We start from the raw sequence: 19,661 nt of genomic DNA on the forward strand, positions 1-19,661 counted from the left end.
ACTTAAATTGGCTTGTTTTAAACGTAGTTAATTTTTTCCTCCCCCGCAAAAATTACGCTAGTTTATTGATAGTAAACCATAAATAAATCCCTCTCCTGAGAGTACTCCCCCCGCGTTGTTCACGGCTTTTTTTACTGATCTTCCTAGGTAATTTTCTAATCCTGTACTTTGTTCAAATTCGAAAGACGTATCATCCAAAATGTTAACTTTAGCTGGTTTGTTTTTCTGCAATTTCCTCATTTTCAGATAAAAAATCCTTAGTTGACAGTTTGGTACTAATTGTCAACTTATATGAGGATAGCAACAGCACTCCAGGATGAGTCAATGGCATCAGCGGGTTAGCCCCCGTCTGATGAGGATAATGTTGATTCTGAAGGTTGATTGAATATGCTTAAAAAACAAAGCAAGCAGTGGACAACACAACAACGGCTCAGGCAGGTCGCTTGGGTGAATATCTTTGCCCAGATTGCATTTCCGGTGGTCGGCGTTTTCACGCCCGCCGTGGCCGCCGACAAAACCCCCGGACATTCACAGGCGATCCGTCCACATACCTTGCAGACTGAATCTTACCGGCTGGCCGCGGGCGAAAGTATTAAATCCGTCGCCAAGCGTCATGGCCTGACCGTAACGGAATTGAAAAAACTCAACCAACTTCGTACCTTCCACAAGCCCTTTACTGCTCTGAGCGCAGGAGATGAAATTGACGTGCCTAAATCTCAGTCCGGTCATTTACTGGCTGAGAGTCTGACACAAGCCGCCGCAGCCGAATCTCCGGTAAGCCATACTGAAAATAATCCCGAACGCTGGCTGGCCAGTACGGCTTCCCGCGCGGCAGGAATGCTGAAAGGTGGTAATGTGCTGGACAGTGCCAAAAGTCAGTTACGCGGTATGGCAATGAGTGAAGCCAATCAGACCGTGCAGAACTGGCTGCAACGCTACGGGACGGTTAAGTTACAAGCCAATGTGGATGACCGGGGGCGCTTAGACGGCAGTCAGTTCGACATGTTGTTACCGCTCTATGACACCGAAAAACAGATGGCCTTTACCCAGTTCGGCCTGCGCCATATTGACAGCCGCACCACGGCCAACTTCGGGCTGGGTCAGCGTCATTTCTTTGATACCGGGATGTTTGGCTATAACGCTTTCCTTGACCACGACATTACCCGCGACCATACCCGCTTTGGCCTCGGCGCTGAATACGCCCGTGATTTTATGAAATTCGGGGCAAACGGCTATTTCCGCGCCAGCGGCTGGAAAGACGGTAAGAAACTGAAAGACTACGAAGAACGGCCGGCCAATGGTTTTGACCTGCGTGCCGAAGGTTATGTGCCTTCCTATCCACAGTTGGGCGGCAAATTAATCTATGAGCAGTACTTTGGTGATGAAGTCGGTTTGCTGAGTGAAGAGCGCCGGCAGAAAGATCCGGCCGCCTTTACCCTAGGCGCCAGCTATACCCCTATTCCGCTGGTGACGCTGGGTTTGGATCGCCGACAGAGTACCTCCGGCGGCGGTGAAACCCTGTTTAATCTGGGGTTGAATTATGAAATCGGCACCCCGTGGTCAAAACAGGTTGATCCGGATGCAGTAGCCTTTAAACGCAGCCTGCAAGGTGGACGTTATGATTTGGTGGAGCGTAATAACCAGATTGTACTGGAATACCGTAAGAAAAATCTGATCCGTCTGATGATGGAAAACCGGATTAACGGGCGCGGCGGCGCGGTGATCCCGCTGAATGTCAATGTCAGCGCCCAACATGGACTGAAAGAGATCGTTTGGGATACCGCCAGTCTGGTGGCGGGGGGCGGTAAACTCGAAAGCGTGAATGCGCCGGCACAGACAGAAAATCTGGCGGCAGAGCCGGTTCACGGGGGCACCCGTTACCTGCTGACTCTGCCACCGTTCCATGACAAGGGCAACAACACCTACACTCTGTCCGGCATCGCCTATGACACTCAAGGCAATGCCTCTGAGCGGATGGAAACCCTGATACAGGTGGTTTCTTCTGCTATCAATCCCGGCGGTTCCGGCTTTGAACCCGCCGAGAAATCGATGGTGGCGGACGGCAAAACCCAAACAGTTATCCGCCTGAAACTGACCGACAAAGACGGCAAGCCAGTGACCGGCGTAGCCAACAATATCAAACTGACCGAGGATAAAGCCCAACTGACCGGTGACGGTAAAGATCCGGTGCTGGGTACGGAAGTCAAGGAAGTTCCGGAAGGTAGCGGCATTTATGAAGTTCCTGCCACCGCCGGCACCAAGCACGGCAAATGGAAAATCACCCCGACCATTGACGGGCATGAATTAACCCCGACTGTGATTGATTTTGGCTCGTCATTATCCGAGATGATCGATACCGACAAGACCGAATTTAAGCCGGAAAATGGCAACCTGAATCAGGAAGGCGACAGTACAGACATCGTCCTGAACCTGAAAGACAAGGACGGCAACCCCATCACGGGAGCTGCGGATAAAATCACGCTGACCGATGATAAAAGTGAATTGTACGGCCAGAACCCCACTCCCTCATTGGGCACGGTCAGAGAAGATCCGCTGGGCAGCGGTATTTATAAGGCCAAAGTGACGGCAGGCAAGAAAAAAGGGACATGGAAAATCACCCCGGCGGTGGAAGGCAAAACGCTGAAACCGGCCATCATTACCTTTGGGCAGTCGCTGACGGACATTGTCGATACCGGCGGTTCAACGTTTACACCGGCGACGAACGTCCTGGCGGCCAACAATGAAGACAGTACCGTCATGACGCTCCATCTTAAGGACAAATCCGGCAAGCCCATTCCTAACGCGAAGGACAGTATCACATTCGAAGACAATGGCGATAAGCTGTCGGGTGGCGGCAAAAACAAACCGACTATTGATAAGGTCTGGGAAGAGCCGGAAAACAGCGGTATTTACAAGGTCAAAGTGAAAGCGGGCGACAAAACCGGCCAGTGGAAAATCACTACCAAGATAGACGGTAAGCCTCTGAATACCCCGACAGAAATCACCTTCGGTTCTTCGAAAGCAGAGCTGATTGACCCGGATAAATCGGAATTTATCCCCGAAAAAGGGGAACTGCCGAATGAAGGGGATAGCACGGTGATTAAGCTGAACCTGAAAGACAAGGACGGCAACCCGATCACCGGGGCGGAAAACAGCATCAATCTGATCCCGGATAACCATGAGCTGTACGGTCAGGGGCAAATGCCGACCACCGGAACAGCGAAGGAAGTCCCACCGGACAGCGGCACCTATGAAATCCCCGTAACAGCAGGCGCGAAAAAAGGCAAATGGACACTCACGCCAGAGGTGTTCGGTAAGCCGCTAAAACGCCCTGCCACCCTCACCTTCGGGCAATCACTGGCCGATGTGTTGGATACCCAAGGCTCTACCGTTGAGCCGGCGGATGGCAGTAACGCGCTGGCAGCGGATGGCGTCTCCACCAAAACCTTACGAGTGGTGCTGAAAGATAAACAGGGCAAACCAGTAACGGGGGCCAAAGACAGCATCAGGGTCAATGCGGCGGGTCAATTACAGGGAGAAGGCAAAGATCCACAAGTCGGTGATGTTAAAGAAGTGTCGGACGGGGTGTATGAAATCGTGGTCACCGCAGGCCAGAAAACCGGCAACTGGACGCTGACCACCACCGTGGATGGCACGGAGATGAAGAAGGAAACGGTGATTGAGTTTGATGAAAACAAAGCGCCAGCCGTGAACAATCTGCAATTGAATGGCATTTTACATATCAATGAAACCCTGCATGCCCTCTATCAGTTTGAAGACAAAGGCGGTAATACGACTGACCGTTCGTTCTATGTCTGGGGAGATAAAGGCACTACCGCGAAACAGGTGATGGCGCTGGCGGAGGCCGCCGGGGTGAAAGAGCCGGTACTGACGCAGAAAAACGGGGAAGGCCGGGTAACCGCCGGGGCGGCGGATAATGAAAAAGTGAAGTATGTTATTGAACGCAGCGATGCCGGTAAGGTACTGGAAGTGTCGATACTGGCGGCTAACGAGGCGAACCTGCGGGCCAAAGCGCCGGTGACCACCGATATCACCGACCCGACAGCAAACAGGGGCATTACGGGCGGTAATGGCAAGGGCGGCGTGGCTGACCCGGATGCTAAACCCGGTATCGACAAAATTGTCCTGAGTGGCGATTTGGAAATCAATCAACCGCTTACAGCCGAATATACCTTCAACGGTAATGGCGGTGACGCCACCGACCTCTCCCAGTTTGCCTGGCATGAAAAGGGGACTCCGGCAGCAGATTACCTGCCCGTACCGGACAAAGGCAAGAATGCTCAGGACAAAACAGGCAAGGTGACCAAAACACTGGAGCAAGCGGATGCAGGGAAAACCGTGGCGATTACCGTCAGGCCCGTTAACGGAAACAACGAAGCCGGTGAACCCAAAACGGTAGATATTGGCATGACCGACGAGGGCGATAATAAAACGAAATCGACAGGGGGTAAGCCGGGGACGATTCTTGATCCTAATGCCATTCCTTCCATTAAGAATGTGGTCTTACACGGATACCGGTCTGTAGGCTCAACCCTGAAAGCCACTTATGAGTTTGAGCCCAATAACGGTTACGTGGAAGATAAAACTACCTACATCTGGAGGCGGGTGGCAACAATAGGCAGCACGCCGGAAGACATCGGTGAACAAGGAGCGACAGGCACTGTCGATGGTAAAGGAGGTCAGGTCGAATCTTATAAGCTGAGTGACAAAGACATTAATAAATTTGTGGAAATTGTTTTGACACCCAAAAATGGCAGAAGCAAACCGGGTACTGATATCTCGAAGAATAGCAGTCAGAGTGAAGGTAATGAACTTCAGGGCGGTAATTCTAAAGGGCAGATTATTGACCCAACCCGGGGCCCCGGAATTGCAGATCTGAAGATCCACGGTAAGTTAGCCGTTAATGAGGAACTGACCGCAACGTATAAATTTGAGGATAGAGGCGGACATGACGAAGATAACTCCCTCTTTTTATGGGGTATCAAATATCCCGCAGGAGACCCTGATTACGATAAGTCCCCCGAGTTTCTGGTGGAACAATTTAGTAGTGATGATAAGGATCATATTGTCCCGCCAAATAACACCAATACCATCCCGGGATACCGTTTGAAACCGGAAGATAGTGGCCGAGTCATCCAGATTGCGATACAGGCCCGTTCGAAACTGGGGCGTGGCAAGTCATATAACAGAGATACACGCCAAGAAGCAGATGAAGGCAATAATTTAGAGGGCAACAAGGATGGTACGGTGAAAGGGATTGCGGATAACTTCGAGGAGGATTGGAATAAAGAGGGTAAACCTGAAGTGAACGTTGGTGGGAACCCGGTTGTTAAACTTATGGCCAAGGAGAACCTGCTTGATGGTGCACAACAAGACAATATCCAGTGGATAATTAAGACTACCAATGAAGGAAAACCAATTGGCGGAGTGCCTGTTACTATTAGTCTGACTGCAGAAAATCGCAAGGGAGAATCGGATAAAGTAACAGCAGATTTAGAAGTTGTTAATAATAAAGGAATTCTTAAAGGTAGCAAAGGAACTTATACGGGGCATACAGATCAGAACGGTGATTTAATTATCAACATCACTGATCCTGATGGTAAGGGTGTAAAAACTAAACTGTCAGCCACTTTGAATGATGGTAGACCGGGTAAGGAACTTTCAATACAACCGAAAGAAGTTATCTTTACTGTGATTACCAGCCCTAATGTGTCAGTGGCCAAATATTGGGGGCATATGAAGAATACAATAAAAGCAAGTGGATTAACGTTTAATCGACCAATCTTATACGATGAAAACCGTGGAATTACCCTACATCCAACTCAAGGCCACGGATTGGATAATAACGAAAACTGGGCATACTATGATGCCTATCAGGTTATTGAATATTGTAAAGATATAGCTAGGAAAATATCGCCACATATTCAGGATCTCCAAAATCTTCGTAAAGCACATCCTGATAATAAGGTGAAAAAAGAATTTGGTTGGCCTACTGATTATGGATATTACTCTAGGGATGATGACGGAGGCTCAAGGCTGAGTCTAGATCTTAGCAATGATAATGCAGCACCTGCCCCGAATGTTTATTCAAATCATAAGCAGACATCTTGCCTTGATTAATACATTATTTACTAATTGAATTACTGCTCTTTAAGGCATTGATCAAAAAATTAAACTGCCCCTTGGCGTCCTGCCAACAACAAGGGGCAGTTTTTTGGACCCTGTTTGCGATTTTGTGTAATCGCCACTTCATTTTAACGGTGATCGTTTAGTCGGTCACCGAATTCGATCATAAAGTGAACTATCGCCAGACGCCAGTTATGGATCGGCATTGTCCACTTTTTAGCCGCCTCCTGAATCGCCAGCCAAATCACTTTTTTCACCGAATTAGCCGTGTCTCCCATCTCTTTTCCAGAGAGTGGATATTGCCCCCTTTTTGGAGATTCTTGTCATTTATCCTCGTGAGTTGTCGCTAATACAAAACACTGTTGCACGAATTTTATAGATAGACTAATCTATCTAAAACCTCAACACTAACCTAAGTGATCACTGTAAGGACGAGGAATGGCAAGAAATCTTTTATCTCTTCTTGGCGTTTGTTTTTCTCTGTTCATTTCCACTGCAAATGCCCAGTCCCCCCAAGAACAGATGCATGTCTCAACCACAACCATGCAGGCTGTACAGTTCACTCCTTCTATCAAAATATTGGGAGCAGTCGTAGCAAAAAATGAGATTGTGATAAGCCCGGCGCTCCCCCAGCATATCATCACAGAGGTGCTGGTCGAAGAAGGCGACTATGTCAAAAAAGGTGATGTGTTAGCTACATTAGAAACACTGGTTCAGGATGAAAAAGTCAAACAAGCCAAAGCGGAACTGGAAAAAGCGCTGGCTTTGATAAAACAGAATGAAGCGACGAGTAATCAGGCACAGTCCGAACTTAAGCGTGCAAAACCGCTGGCAAATACAGGTGTAATTTCTGCCAGTGAATTTGACAAATACAAAATGCAGGCAAATTCATCCTTATCAGCCTTAAATGCGGCAAAAGCAGAGTATCGGCAGTTACAGGCACAATTGGAAGGGGAAAAAACCCAGCGCGCGAAAACAACCATATTTGCACCCAAGGAAGGCGTTATCAGTGAACGAACTGCGATGGCAGGTATGATAACCGATGGCAATCAACTGTTTAAACTGATCGAAAACAACCAGCACGAATTTTCGGCTGAAGCCTATATCTCTGCTTTAAAACAAATAAACACAGGAATCCCTGCGGCTATTTCTCTCACTTCCGGCAGCAAAATAACCGGCAAAGTGAGATATATCTCACCGAAAATTAATCCTGTTACCCAAATAGGAAAAATAAGAATTACGCTCGAAAATGTCCCCGCCGATGTCAAACTGGGGGATTTCGGCCATGCCTTATTTCAGCTTAAACCAGAAAAAGTCAATGCCATTCCTTATAGTGCTGTCAATATGGGAAATAAAAATAAACCGAGTGTCTATGTTGTCGGTAAAAACAATGTAGTAGAGAAAAAAGAAATTAATGCAGGGCGCATTTTTGATAACTGGATTGAGATAAAGTCCGGCTTATCGTCAAAAGATAAAATCATTGTTTCTGCATATCCATTCCTACAAGAAATGGATACTGTTGCCATTATGCCACAGGGAAAATAAGATGAAATATCAGTTATCCGAATGGGCCATCAGAAAACCTATTCCCACGATTGTTATTTTTCTGGCACTCACTGTCGCTGGGTTATTTTCCTTTTTAAAATTGCCTATTAATGCAAACCCCGTTATTAATTTTCCGGTTGTGACTGTGACTGTCACACAAAATGGCTCATCGCCTTCCGAATTGGAAAATGCAGTTACACAGCCCATAGAACGCGCAGTTTCTGGATTGCCGGGCATTCGACATATTAACTCAACGATAACGGATGGCGTATCCATCACAATTATCGAGTTTGATATAAAAATTGATCCGAATGTTGCGACAAATGATATCCGGGAGCAAATTACACAGATTCGTTCGGAATTACCCCAATCAATAGATGAACCGCTAATAAGCCGTATTGATGTAGAGGGCAGCGCTATCCTGAATTACGCGGTTCAGTCAAAAGATAAGAATTTGACCGATTTATCTTGGTTTGTTGATGACAAATTAAGTAAAAAGTTATTAATGGTGCCCGGCGTTCAAAAAATAACGAGGCTGGGTGGCACAAATAAGGAAATTTTGATTGAACCTGATCCGGTAAAGATGGCCGCATTGAAGATCAGTGTTGCGGATATTAACCAGTTATTACTTCAAAATAACGTCAATATTCCTGGCGGAAAAATGGTTGTCGCAGGACAAGATCATACCATTCGTATTTTAGGTGCAAAAAATGAAATAGATTATTTACACCAGTTAAAACTTCCTTTAGCAAACGATAATTGGGTAAAATTGGGCGATATCGCCACGATTAGAGATTCACATAAAGAAACCATCACCATTGCCCGCTTAAATAATGAAACTGTTGTGGGTTTCGCCGTATTCCGCGCTAAAGGTTCAAGTGATACAGAGGTAGAAAAAGGGGTTGTACGGGCATTACAAATGACCGGAGAAGAATATCCGGATGTCAATATTAAACTTGTTTCATCAAATGTAAAATATACGGTGGCAAGTTATAATGCGACCATGCAGACATTAATAGAAGGTGCAATACTAACTGTCATTGTGGTTTTTTTCTTTCTCAAAAGCTGGCGAGCGACATTGATTGCAGCCATTGCACTGCCATTATCTATACTACCGGCATTTTTTATCCTGCATTTATTTGGTTACACCCTGAACAGTATCACTTTATTGGCATTAACATTGGTGATAGGTATTTTAGTTGATGATGCGATCGTCGAAATAGAGAATATAGAGAAATATATTGAAAGAGGTGAAAGACCTTATATTGCCGCCATCAAAGCGTCAGATGCAATAGGATTTGCAATAGTCGCTATTACTATTACCATTGTCGCTGTTTTTCTGCCCGTCAGTTTTATTGGTGGTTTTATCGGTAAATATTTTGTTCCCTTCGGTATTACCGTATCAGCGGCAGTATTATCATCATTACTGGTCGCCAGATTGGTGACTCCGCTGATGTCCGCCTATCTGCTACAGCCTAAAAAACATCCGAAAACGGATGAAACAGAGACACCCAAATGGATAAAGAAATATCTTTCTATCCTGGAAAAAACATTAAAATTCCGCAAAACAGCTTCGCTATTAGCCATCGTTTTTCTTTTGGGATCATTAGCCCTGGTCGCACTGTTACCCTCGGGTTTTATGCCTAAATCGGATATTAGTATCACCACAATAGAAGTAGAAGCCCCCCCCGGCACACAAGCGGCACAAAGTGATGAAACGTTGCAGAAGATTATTAAAAAACTGCAAGGCCGCCCAGAAATTATCGATATTTTCTCTGTTGCCGGCGTTGATGGCTCCTCTGGTGAGATTAGCCAGAATAGAAGTAACATTATTATAAATTTAGTACCGACAGGTGAACGTGACTGGTCACAAAAAGAATTTGAGCAATCATTGATTCCTATCTTAAATGAGATTCCAGATATTCGATATAACTTTGGCAATAGTAGTGGCAGCCGAGATATTTCGATTGTTCTAGCCAGTGAAAACCCAGAAATTTTGTCTCAGACAATAGAACAGTTACGTCAAGAGATGATGCAGTTGGAGGGATTGAAGAATATCAAGCTCTTGCAACCCTTGCCAAGACGGGAAATTATCATAACGCCTAATATTGATACAGCCGCCAGAGCTGGCGTGACAACCGATGCAATTGGCACTGTGATTAGAACGGCAACAATAGGTGAAATCAATTCCAGAGTCGCTAAGTTTAACTTACCAGATAGGCAAGTTCCGATCCGCGTCTTATTATCCAAAGAAGACAGGGATAACCTGACCGTATTAAATGATCTGTACGTAAATAGCATATCGGGCGTCAATGTTCCTGTAAAATCGGTGGCAAATATCTCTTTTGCCTCAGGCCCTGACAAAATAGAACGGATTGCCAGACAGCGGAAAGCGAGTATTGATGCAGATCTTAATGGTATTGCGGTTGGAACAGCATTTATACAAATTAATGAATTACCCACAATGAAAAAATTGCCTCTGGAGGTAAAAAGAGTCGAGTATGGTGAAGTTGAATATATGAATGAAATGTTTGATCGTTTCACGACGACCATAACGCTCAGTATCATGATGGTATTAGCTATTCTGATTATTCTGTTCAAAGACTTTTTACAGCCAATGACGATTTTGATTGCTCTGCCATTTGCTATCGGTGGCGCAATTATCGCATTGCTTATTTATGGTGCCGCCATTGATCTGCCCGTTATTATCGGCATATTAATGTTGATGGGAATAGTCTCAAAAAACTCAATATTGTTGGTTGAATTTATTCTCGAAAAATCCCGGATGGGTATGCCACGAAATGAAGCCATTATTCAGGCAGGCAGAGAGCGTGTCAGGCCTATTATTATGACGACTATTGCCATGATTGCCGGCATGATCCCGCTGGTCATTACCAGCGGCGCAGATGCCAGTTTCCGGGCGCCGATGGCAATCTCGGTTATTGGGGGGCTACTCAGTTCAACTTTACTCAGTTTACTGTTTGTACCGGTTATTTACAGTTATATGGATGATTTTAAAAACTTTATTACTCCACACCTTAAGAAATTTACCTCAGTAACGAAAGACGATCTCGATTATCACTGACAGATTATTTTATGTCCGGCATGTTTTTGTGCAAATTAACAGCCGGACATTAATAATATTTAAGCAATTTTATGCGTGTAATACTCATAAAACTATTTCTGATGATTAAATAAGAAGAATAAACATTTAGTCTGTATAATAACATCCGAACATTAGATAGAGTAATTAATCTAATTTTTTATATCCGATCTTTTGGAGGAATATGTTTTGTCAAAACAGACAGAAAAACAGCGCGCTAAACGCAAACAAATCATTGATGCTGCCATCTCCTGTTTTATAGAGAAAGGATTTCATGCAACATCCACAGCAGAAATCTGCAAGGCAGCAGGCATGAGTCCAGGTAATCTGTTTCACTATTACCCAACCAAAAACGCCATTATTGAAGCTATCGCAGAAGAAGACAGCCATGACTATAACGAAATTTTGCATACCAATGATGATGAAAGCTCGGTTATGGCAACAATAGAAAAGATGATGACAAGCCTGATCCACCTGTATAACCAACCTGATTATGCACGACTCAGCATCGAAATTATCGCTGAAGCTAGCCGTAACCCTACAATTAATAAGATATTTATCGAAAATGAAAAAAAAGTCAGGGAACGTTTAGCCCTATTAATCCGTAAGGGGATTGAAACAGGGGAAATTGATAAACAGATTAATGCGGAACAGACGGCATCCTGGCTAATGATAACCGCCGGGGGTGCGATAGGGAGAGAGTTGGTAGAGCCGAATTTTAAGTGGCTTGAGAGCATGGGTTCTTTTACCTACATGATACGAAAAATTTTTGCATCATAATATCCGTACCTGTTTTCTGATTAAGGCCGGCGCCTTAATCAGAAGGCTCGGAAAATATTGCCATCAATATTTTATATACCCAATCGATTTAAAATTAACAATACGACATATATTTATGTAAATTCTTCTATTTTATTTTATGACAAAAAAACCGGAACCCCCGTGTTTCTGCGGTTCCTACTATTGATGAAATATTTTCCTCCTTGTCGTGATTTTACAATCTGCTAATAATCAATAAAACTAACACCAGTTACTGATTTCACCTTCTTCTTTCTAGTTTAAATTTTCTAGGGGTGTTTTTCATATTAAAACAAAATAGTTATTCCGTGTGAAATAAGCTGAACGAATTAATCATTTAATTTAAAAGGCCATTTTAGAGATAAATCCTAATCCATATATACCAAGACTTATTTTAATATACGTGCATTAGGATGTAAGGCATAAACACCCTCTCTGATTCTCCGTTAATCAATAATGTCCCACAGCCATACAAACCGATATAACTATTTTCTATCTTGATAGGTTCATTAAAAATGTCAAAGAAACAAAACAGACAGCAGACAAAAAAACAACACTACCTTCTCAGGTGGCTAGTCTGGGTGAATATCTTTGCGCAGATTGCCTTTCCGGCCGCGGTCATTTTTACACCGGTAGCCGTAGCCGCAGAAACACCCATTCCCGAAAACAGCACTGAGCACTGGCTCGCTGGCACGGCCTCCCATGCGGCCGGACTACTGAAAAGCGGCAACGTGATGGACAGTGCGAAAAGTCAGTTACGGGGTATGGCGGTCAGTGAAGCCAATCAAACTGTGCAGAACTGGCTAAAACACTACGGTACAGCCAAGATACAGGCCAATGTGGATGACCGTGGCCGTCTCGACGGCAGCCAGTTTGATATGCTGCTGCCACTTTATGATGAAAAAGCTAACCTGCTGTTCACCCAATTCGGACTGCGTCATATCGACAGCCGTACCACAGCTAACTTTGGCTTAGGACACCGTTACTTTTTCGACCACGGAATGCTCGGCTATAACACCTTCCTCGACCATGACATAACCCGTGATCATACCCGTCTCGGTTTGGGGGCGGAATATGCCCGTGATTACCTGAAATTCGGTGCAAACAGTTATTTCCGCTTAAGTGGCTGGAAAGAAGCGAAAAAACTGGCTGATTATGACGAGCGCCCAGCCAATGGTTTTGACTTACGGGCAGAGGGTTATTTACCGCCCTATCCACAATTGGGCGGCAAGTTGGTGTACGAGCAGTACTTTGGTGATGAAGTCGGGCTGATCAGCGAAGACCGCCGACAGAAAAATCCGTCTGCTTTTACCGTGGGCGCTAATTACACCCCTATTCCTTTAGTCACGTTAGGCATTGACCGCAAGCAAAGCACCTCTGGTGGAGGTGAAACGCTGTTCAATCTGGGGCTGAATTATGAAATCGGCACACCGTGGTCAAAACAGGTTGATCCCAATGCGGTGGCGTCTAAGCGCAGCTTGCAAGGCAGCCGTTATGATTTAGTCGAGCGTAATAATCAAATCGTGCTGGAATACCGCAAACGGGAAGTTATCCGGCTGGTGGCGGAAGCGTTGATTAGCGGGTACGGCGGTGAAATCAAACCCCTTAACGTCAGTGTCAACAGCAAATACGGGCTGAAAGAGATTGTCTGGAATGAGGCCAGTATTATCGCTGCGGGCGGCAAGCTGGATAAAGTGAACAGCAGTGACACCCAGTACCTGCTAATTCTGCCACCGTATCATGTGAAAAATAGCAACAACCGTTACATCCTGTCCGGCGTGGCTTACGATACGCAAGGCAACGGTTCCAACCGGGTGGAAATTCAGGTACAAGTCATTTCTACAGCGATAAGTATCTCAAGTTCCGGTTTTGAACAAAAAAAACTGGCGATGCTGGCGAATGGCAAAACCCAGACAAAAACCCGGTTGGTACTGAAGGACAAAAATAATCAGCCAGTGACTGGTGCGGCGGGCAGAATCAAGTTGACCGACGATAAAAAGGAACTAAAAAAGGGAGAGAAAGACCCAGTATTCGGCACGGATGCAAAAGAAATCGCCCCCGGCATTTATGAACTTGATATCACGGCGGGTAATAGACAAGGTATATGGGAAATCATCGCCACAGTGGATAGCCATGAGTTACCTCCACTAACGATTGAGTTTAATGGGTCGTTGTCAGAGATGATCGATATTAGCAAAACGAAATTTGCGCCAGAAAACAAACATCTGGAAAAAGAAGGCGAGATTACCCATCTCATTCTGGAATTGAGAGACAAAGACGATAATCTCATCACGGGCGTGGGGAACGAAATTACCCTGACGCCGGATAACCGCGAAATGTACGGTGCCTCAAAGGAAATTTCCCCTCTACTCGGTGAACTCAAAGAAGATCCACAGAGCAGTGGCATCTATAAAGCAAGTGTGATTGCAGGCTCTGGCAAAGGCAAGTGGACAGTTACATTAAGCGTGGGCAGCAAGGAACTGTCTTCTGCGAAGATAGAGTTTGGTACTCCGCTGGGGGACATTGTGGATGTCAACACTCCCGCGGCTAAACTGAATAAAGAGGTACTACCCGCCGACAGCCAATCTACGACCACTTTAACACTGACGCTGAAAGACGTGCAGGGCAATTCCATTAAAGGCGTGGCACACCTCGTTAAATTTGTTCCTGACAACACGCAGTTGACAGGGGATAAAGACCCGACAATCGGCAACGTGTCGGAAGATCCGAAAGAAAGTGGCATCTATAAAGTGACTGTCACGGCGGGTACTAAAATTGGCTCTCAAAAAATTACACCGGAAGTAGAAGGTAAAAAGCTGAACCACCCGGCCATTATCACATTTGTTACCCCGACCGCACCGCTCATCCGCGATCTGAAACTTCATGGAGCTTTGGACGTTGGCGGAAATTTATATGCTACCTATCGGTTTGATGCCAATGGCGGCGATAAAACGGATCAATCCCTCTATGCTTGGGGCGTTCAGGGAACAACTCAAAATACAGTGAATAAATTGGCTGATACTGCACAGGCCAATCCGGTTTCCTTCAACCCAAATAGCCCCAACGGGCTGGAGAAATCCGGCAGAGTAAAAGGGGACGATACCGTGGAGAAATTCCTGATTACGCAAGCTGCCAACGGTAAAGTGCTTGAACTCTCGGTACTGGCTTTCAATGCGTTGGATATCCGAGCCACAGATCCTGTGACCGTTGACACCAGCATGCCTGATGCTGCATCAGGGGTGACAGGGGGGAATGGTAAGGGAAGCGTAGCCAACCCGCATACAGAGCCGGAAATCACCACATTGATTCTGACAGGTAATCTGGAAATCAATAACCCCCTGACAGCCAGATACACGTTTGACGCTAATGGGGGTGATCCCCATGACCAGTCTGAATATATCTGGCATGACAAAAATACCCCTGTGGCTGACGATCAATGGGCAAAAGTGCCTGATGCCAGTAAAGATGAGAAAGCAAAAACAGGAACACTGACTAAGGATTTGAAACAGGAAGATGCGGGTAAAACGTTGGCAGTGTCCATTAAGCCGGTTAATAGCAAGAACATCGCAGGTCAATACAAAACCGTTGATATCAGCATGAATGCACAAGACGGTAATAAAACCACGCCCACAGGCGGCAAGCCGGGAACCATTCTTGACCCACAGGGTAAGCCTTCCATTGAGCAGTTAATACTGAGCGGCAGACTGGAAACCGGTTCTGCTCTTAAAGCGACTTATGTCTTTAAACCCGGCACGGGAGAGGCAACGGATCAGTCCGAGTACGTATGGACACGCATTAAGGAGGATGGCAATGAGGAGCAAATCCCCCATTCTACCGCCAAAGGCAACATTAATGGCAATAGCGGAGAAATCACCTCCCCTGTATTAGCTCATGAAGATATCGGCAAGCAATTGAAAATTACAATTACACCGATAAACGGCAGAAAAACGCCCGGAGATCCGGTATCTACAAATACCGGTGATAGAACGAGTAATCAACTTGACAGCGGAGGCGACAAAGGCAGGGTCATTGACCCTGACCGTAGCCCTATTATTGAAAATCTGGAAATCGGTGGTACGTTGGAAGTTGGAAAACAGTTAACGGCGACCTACCACTTTAACGCTAATAATGGCGGGCATGAGAAGGACAATTCGATATTTGCATGGGGCATAAAATACCCTGTGGATGGTCCTAATGCGTCTAAATCACCTGAATTCGTGGTGGCAACGCTTGGTGACGATCCTAATCATGTTATCAATCCGGCTCAGACAGGAACGGTTCCCGCCTATCCTCTGACCGATGAGCATAGCGGTCAAGTGATACAGTTGGCGATGATCCCCCGTTCCCAAACAGGCAAAAAAACTGGCTCACAAGTTAACAAAGATACCACTCAGCAGGGCAATAAACTGGGCGGCCATCCCGATGGTACAGTAAAAGGCGTTGCCAGTGATTTTACGGTGGAGTTATCCCCTTCAGAAGCGAATATAGATGGGAATATGGCGGTCAGAGTGAAGAAAGGTGACACTATTACCTTAACCATTAAGGCGACAACAAAAGATGGAAAGGCTGCCCGGGCTGTCCCTGTAACCATTGAGACCAAAGCCCATAACCGCCAAAATCAGGAAGAAACATCCACGGTAACACTGCATGGAAAAAACGGTGATTTTACAGCCATTACACCAGAGAATGGCACGCTGGTTATTCCTGTCACCGATAATGGCAAGGGACTAAAAACTTCCTTCATCATCAAGGCCTATGGAGTAGGGAAAACGGAAACTAAGAATGTTATCTTTACCGTGATTACCAGCCCTGATACGGATAAGGCCAAGTATTGGGGGCATATGCATGAGAAAGTATCCGTAAATAATATAATATTGACTCGGCCTCCTTTAGCATCTGAAGTGATGCTGGCTCCAGAAGATACTACCAAAAGTGTGAATGGTGAAGAATGGGCAGAATTACTTGAGGAAGATGGAAAAAAACATTGTCCGTTACCCTCCATTGATGAGCTAAATGCACTATACGATATGTATCCCGAAAAAAAGGGAGGAATTGAAAAATATCTAGGTTGGCCACACCATTGGGGTGTATGGAGTAAAACCAAACTAAACTCTACAAATAATTATTCTAAAAATTTCAGTAATGGGAGTGTAGGTTATGCTTTAATTGCCCTCAACAGAATGTTAATTATATGCATAGGAAGTTAGCTTTATCGTCTATTGCGATGGACTACTTCTATAACCTAATAAACACCCTGATAATTTCAGGGTGTTTATTGTCCTTAACTAAAGTTTAATGAGAGATAAGGCAGACGTACGGTTGGCCGGTAGCCAGATTCGCACTAGCACCAAACCACAGGCGACAGCTGATCGGGACGCGAGATGTCTTGTGAACATAGAAACTGGTGCTGAGGAGGGGATGCCTGGGTATGATGGGGGTGGGCCAGTCAATATGTATTTTTACCAAAAGAATGAGAATTCCTTTTCGAATTTACACAAACTGGAATTCTGGGTGCTATTCTGATAATGAGCGGCGTAGATAATCAGCAAAGAATTCATATAAATCCCCTTGAGCTGCAATATGTAAAACAAGCTTAATTGCTGGAACACTAGGTACGCCATGTTCGGAGGATAATACATACAAATCATCGGTTAATGCTCTGAGTGGCAATAGGCTAACCCCTAATCCGTGTTCTACTGCACTTTTTATATTTTCAAATGAGGAACTTACGTACGCAAGGAAATACGGTTTATCTACATTCTCCAACGTTTTTATAGCACATTCGCGGATAACACAACCTTCAGAAAAAATAACAAGAGGAATTTCTTGAAATTCATTAAAATATATCGCTTTTGATGCAACCCAGTGCAATGAATCAATGAGTAGGATGTTATTATTATTGGTGTTGGTTGGCTGTCCGGCTATTTCCTTAGTAATGACCATGTCTAATTGCCGTTTTTCCAGTAGAGCTAAAAGCATAGGTGATGAAGCTGAGATAATCTCTATTTTTAACTCAGGATGTTCAGCCTGACACCAAGAAATCACTTTATGCAAGTTTGTAATGCTGAAATCATCTGGCACACCAAATGCAATTTGGCCTCTCAACTGAAATTTTTTCACCGATTGTAACGCTTGTGTCATACGAAAAAGAATATCCTTTGCTGCGAGTAAAAATTGCTTTCCCTCACTAGTTAATCCAATAAGGTGACCATGACGTCTATCGATTAAACGACAACCAATATCTTCTTCAAGTCGTTTAATGCTGAAGCTAAGAGTGGATTGTGAACGTCCCAATTCTTCGCCAGCCTTGGCAAACCCGCCATATGTAGCAACATACACAAAGGCACGTAGTTGCTCAAGAGTTATACCGCGCCCATTAAGACGATCAGTACGAAGATCCAGTTTCATAGAGTCGCCCTTACCACTATTATTGATAAATTCGATTATTAAAAAGAAATTATACATTTAACAAAAATAATTATTTTAATCAACATTGATACAGTAAATTTATTTTTAATAAAAACAAAGTAAACTTGATAACAAGAGGGAATATAACATGGCTTTATTAACACTACCTAAAAATCACAAGCCAAGATTTTCAAATTTTAATATTGATGGTATTTTGGATGAAACATTAAGAGAAGGATCTGAAAGATGTCCTTTTTCGATTTCAACAGATAAAAAAATATCTTTAATATCAAATATATTTGATACAGGGATAAGAGACATTGTTTTTGGTTCCGGCCCAAATGATCCAACAGATTTAGCTTCCGTGATAAAACAACTTGCTCATCAAGATAAACTTCCATCAGACGCTAAATTTTCATTTATCATGTTATTGAATTGTCATGAACCCCTTATGAAGCAGTTTAAACATTTCCCTGATGAATTTAAGAAATATGTAACTGTCTATTCCTGATTTGTACAGACCAATAAGTGGTCATATCATTGAACAAGAAAATATGGGAGTAGCTAATATTCCTTCGTTCCTTGGCGAGAATCGTGAAATTCCTTACTTCTTGAACAGCATAGCCCAGTAAAACTGGGGGAGTATGTTGTTATGTTTTAAACTCATATGAGGTTGATTTTAAATGTTTATGATAGTTGCGCCGATATTTCTTATTATTTTTATCGGATATATTTTCGGGCGCTTACGCCCCGACAGCGGAAAATCTGATAAATTAATCAATGACTATGTGCTTTATATCGCACTCCCTGCTTTATTGTTCCTTGCTATTGCTCGTGCAGATATGAGTGAGCTACAACAGTGGGGATTCATAACTGCCAGTTTGGCTGGCATTGGTGCCGCATACATTTTAGGAATATTAGTAGCAAAATTCATGGGGATTAGTTTACCGCAATCGTCGATTTTAAGCATGGGTGCATGTTATGGTACAACTGGATATATGGGCGTTCCAATCCTAATTTCAGTCTATGGTGAATCCGCCGCGCTTCCTGCCGCTATCGCCACGATTTTGCATAACATTCCTGCAATCATGGCTGTTATCATCACTTACGATATTTTTTCTACACGCCAATCAGGCAACAGAATATCCATTAGTCAAAGCCTCGTTGGAGCATTAAAGACAACATTGAGCAATCCTCTGACTATTTCAGTTATTGCTGGATTGATTTTCGTTTTTTTAGGTATTCCCGTTCCTAACTTTTTGCGTTCATTTGCTGAACTTCTTGGTAATGCCTCCGGCCCAACAGCACTATTCGCTTTAGGATTGGGATTATCTCGGCTTAAAATCAAAGAGCATATCAACAGCGATGCGCTAAAATTAGCTATGCCAATGTTGTGCCTTAAATTAGGAATACAGCCATTGATTACGTTTATCTGTGCTTACTATCTATTTGGTATGCAACAAACTGATAATATCTGGCTAATTGCTGCGATTGTCATGGCTGCACAGCCAATAGGAGCAGGTGTTTATGTTTTTTCCAATAAGTATGGTTTTAAACAGGAAGTCATTTCTCTCTCCATTATTATTTCCCTGCTTATTGCATTAGTTACCATACCTACTATTCTCCAATTACTACCTATATAAAATTATGAACATATCAA

At 44.3% G+C, this 19,661-nt stretch carries 8 protein-coding genes and 1 pseudogene; 7 read left to right on the top strand and 2 right to left on the bottom strand.

Going from position 1 to position 19,661, the window contains the following annotated elements; all coding sequences use genetic code 11:
• The first annotated feature begins 387 nt into the window (after positions 1-387).
• Positions 388-6,141: an inverse autotransporter beta domain-containing protein gene (locus PSI22_RS07900; RefSeq protein WP_273579289.1), complete on the top strand. Its 5,754-nt coding sequence runs from the start codon at positions 388-390 to the stop codon at positions 6,139-6,141.
• A 134-nt stretch (positions 6,142-6,275) separates the two neighbouring features.
• On the opposite strand, the pseudogene PSI22_RS07905 reads toward PSI22_RS07900, so the two are convergent.
• Positions 6,276-6,410 (bottom strand): annotated as a pseudogene (locus PSI22_RS07905) (IS256 family transposase); the annotation flags it as partial.
• Between the two features lie 175 nt (positions 6,411-6,585).
• Here PSI22_RS07905 and PSI22_RS07910 point away from each other — a divergent pair.
• From PSI22_RS07910 to PSI22_RS07925, 4 genes are all read left to right on the top strand, one after another.
• Positions 6,586-7,692 carry an efflux RND transporter periplasmic adaptor subunit gene (locus PSI22_RS07910; protein WP_273579290.1) on the top strand — a complete coding sequence of 369 codons (1,107 nt, stop codon included), beginning with the start codon at positions 6,586-6,588 and terminating at the stop codon, positions 7,690-7,692.
• 1 nt (position 7,693) lies between these two features.
• Positions 7,694-10,777: an efflux RND transporter permease subunit gene (locus PSI22_RS07915; RefSeq protein ID WP_273579292.1), complete on the top strand. Its 3,084-nt coding sequence runs from the start codon at positions 7,694-7,696 to the stop codon at positions 10,775-10,777.
• Positions 10,778-10,984: 207 nt separating this feature from the next.
• On the top strand, positions 10,985-11,575 hold the full coding sequence (locus PSI22_RS07920) for a TetR/AcrR family transcriptional regulator (RefSeq protein ID WP_273579293.1): 591 nt from the start codon (positions 10,985-10,987) through the stop codon (positions 11,573-11,575).
• Positions 11,576-12,108: 533 nt separating this feature from the next.
• Positions 12,109-16,800: an inverse autotransporter beta domain-containing protein gene (locus PSI22_RS07925; protein ID WP_273579294.1), complete on the top strand. Its 4,692-nt coding sequence runs from the start codon at positions 12,109-12,111 to the stop codon at positions 16,798-16,800.
• A gap of 307 nt (positions 16,801-17,107) precedes the next feature.
• On the opposite strand, the gene PSI22_RS07930 is transcribed toward PSI22_RS07925, so the two are convergent.
• Positions 17,108-18,001 (bottom strand): LysR family transcriptional regulator, encoded by an 894-nt coding sequence (locus tag PSI22_RS07930; RefSeq protein ID WP_273579295.1) that lies wholly within the window; start codon positions 17,999-18,001, stop codon positions 17,108-17,110.
• Between the two features lie 148 nt (positions 18,002-18,149).
• Between PSI22_RS07930 and PSI22_RS07935 the strand changes: the two genes are divergently transcribed.
• Both PSI22_RS07935 and PSI22_RS07940 read left to right on the top strand, forming a co-directional pair.
• On the top strand, positions 18,150-18,512 hold the full coding sequence (locus tag PSI22_RS07935; protein ID WP_273579296.1) for a hypothetical protein: 363 nt from the start codon (positions 18,150-18,152) through the stop codon (positions 18,510-18,512).
• 172 nt (positions 18,513-18,684) lie between these two features.
• Positions 18,685-19,644 carry an AEC family transporter gene (locus PSI22_RS07940; protein ID WP_273579297.1) on the top strand — a complete coding sequence of 320 codons (960 nt, stop codon included), beginning with the start codon at positions 18,685-18,687 and terminating at the stop codon, positions 19,642-19,644.
• The last annotated feature ends 17 nt before the right edge of the window (positions 19,645-19,661 follow it).

Source organism: Xenorhabdus aichiensis (assembly GCF_028598775.1).
Taxonomy (GTDB): Bacteria; Pseudomonadota; Gammaproteobacteria; order Enterobacterales; family Enterobacteriaceae; genus Xenorhabdus; species Xenorhabdus bovienii.

Bases quoted from the DNA above. Each gene is read 5' to 3' on its own strand.
- PSI22_RS07910 (WP_273579290.1), top strand. From the start codon at position 6,586: ATGGCAAGAAATCTTTTATCTCTTCTTGGCGTTTGTTTTTCTCTGTTC.
- PSI22_RS07935 (WP_273579296.1), top strand. From the start codon at position 18,150: ATGGCTTTATTAACACTACCTAAAAATCACAAGCCAAGATTTTCAAAT.
- PSI22_RS07900 (WP_273579289.1), top strand. From the start codon at position 388: ATGCTTAAAAAACAAAGCAAGCAGTGGACAACACAACAACGGCTCAGG.
- PSI22_RS07925 (WP_273579294.1), top strand. From the start codon at position 12,109: ATGTCAAAGAAACAAAACAGACAGCAGACAAAAAAACAACACTACCTT.
- PSI22_RS07915 (WP_273579292.1), top strand. From the start codon at position 7,694: ATGAAATATCAGTTATCCGAATGGGCCATCAGAAAACCTATTCCCACG.
- PSI22_RS07940 (WP_273579297.1), top strand. From the start codon at position 18,685: ATGTTTATGATAGTTGCGCCGATATTTCTTATTATTTTTATCGGATAT.
- PSI22_RS07930 (WP_273579295.1), bottom strand. From the start codon at position 18,001: ATGAAACTGGATCTTCGTACTGATCGTCTTAATGGGCGCGGTATAACT.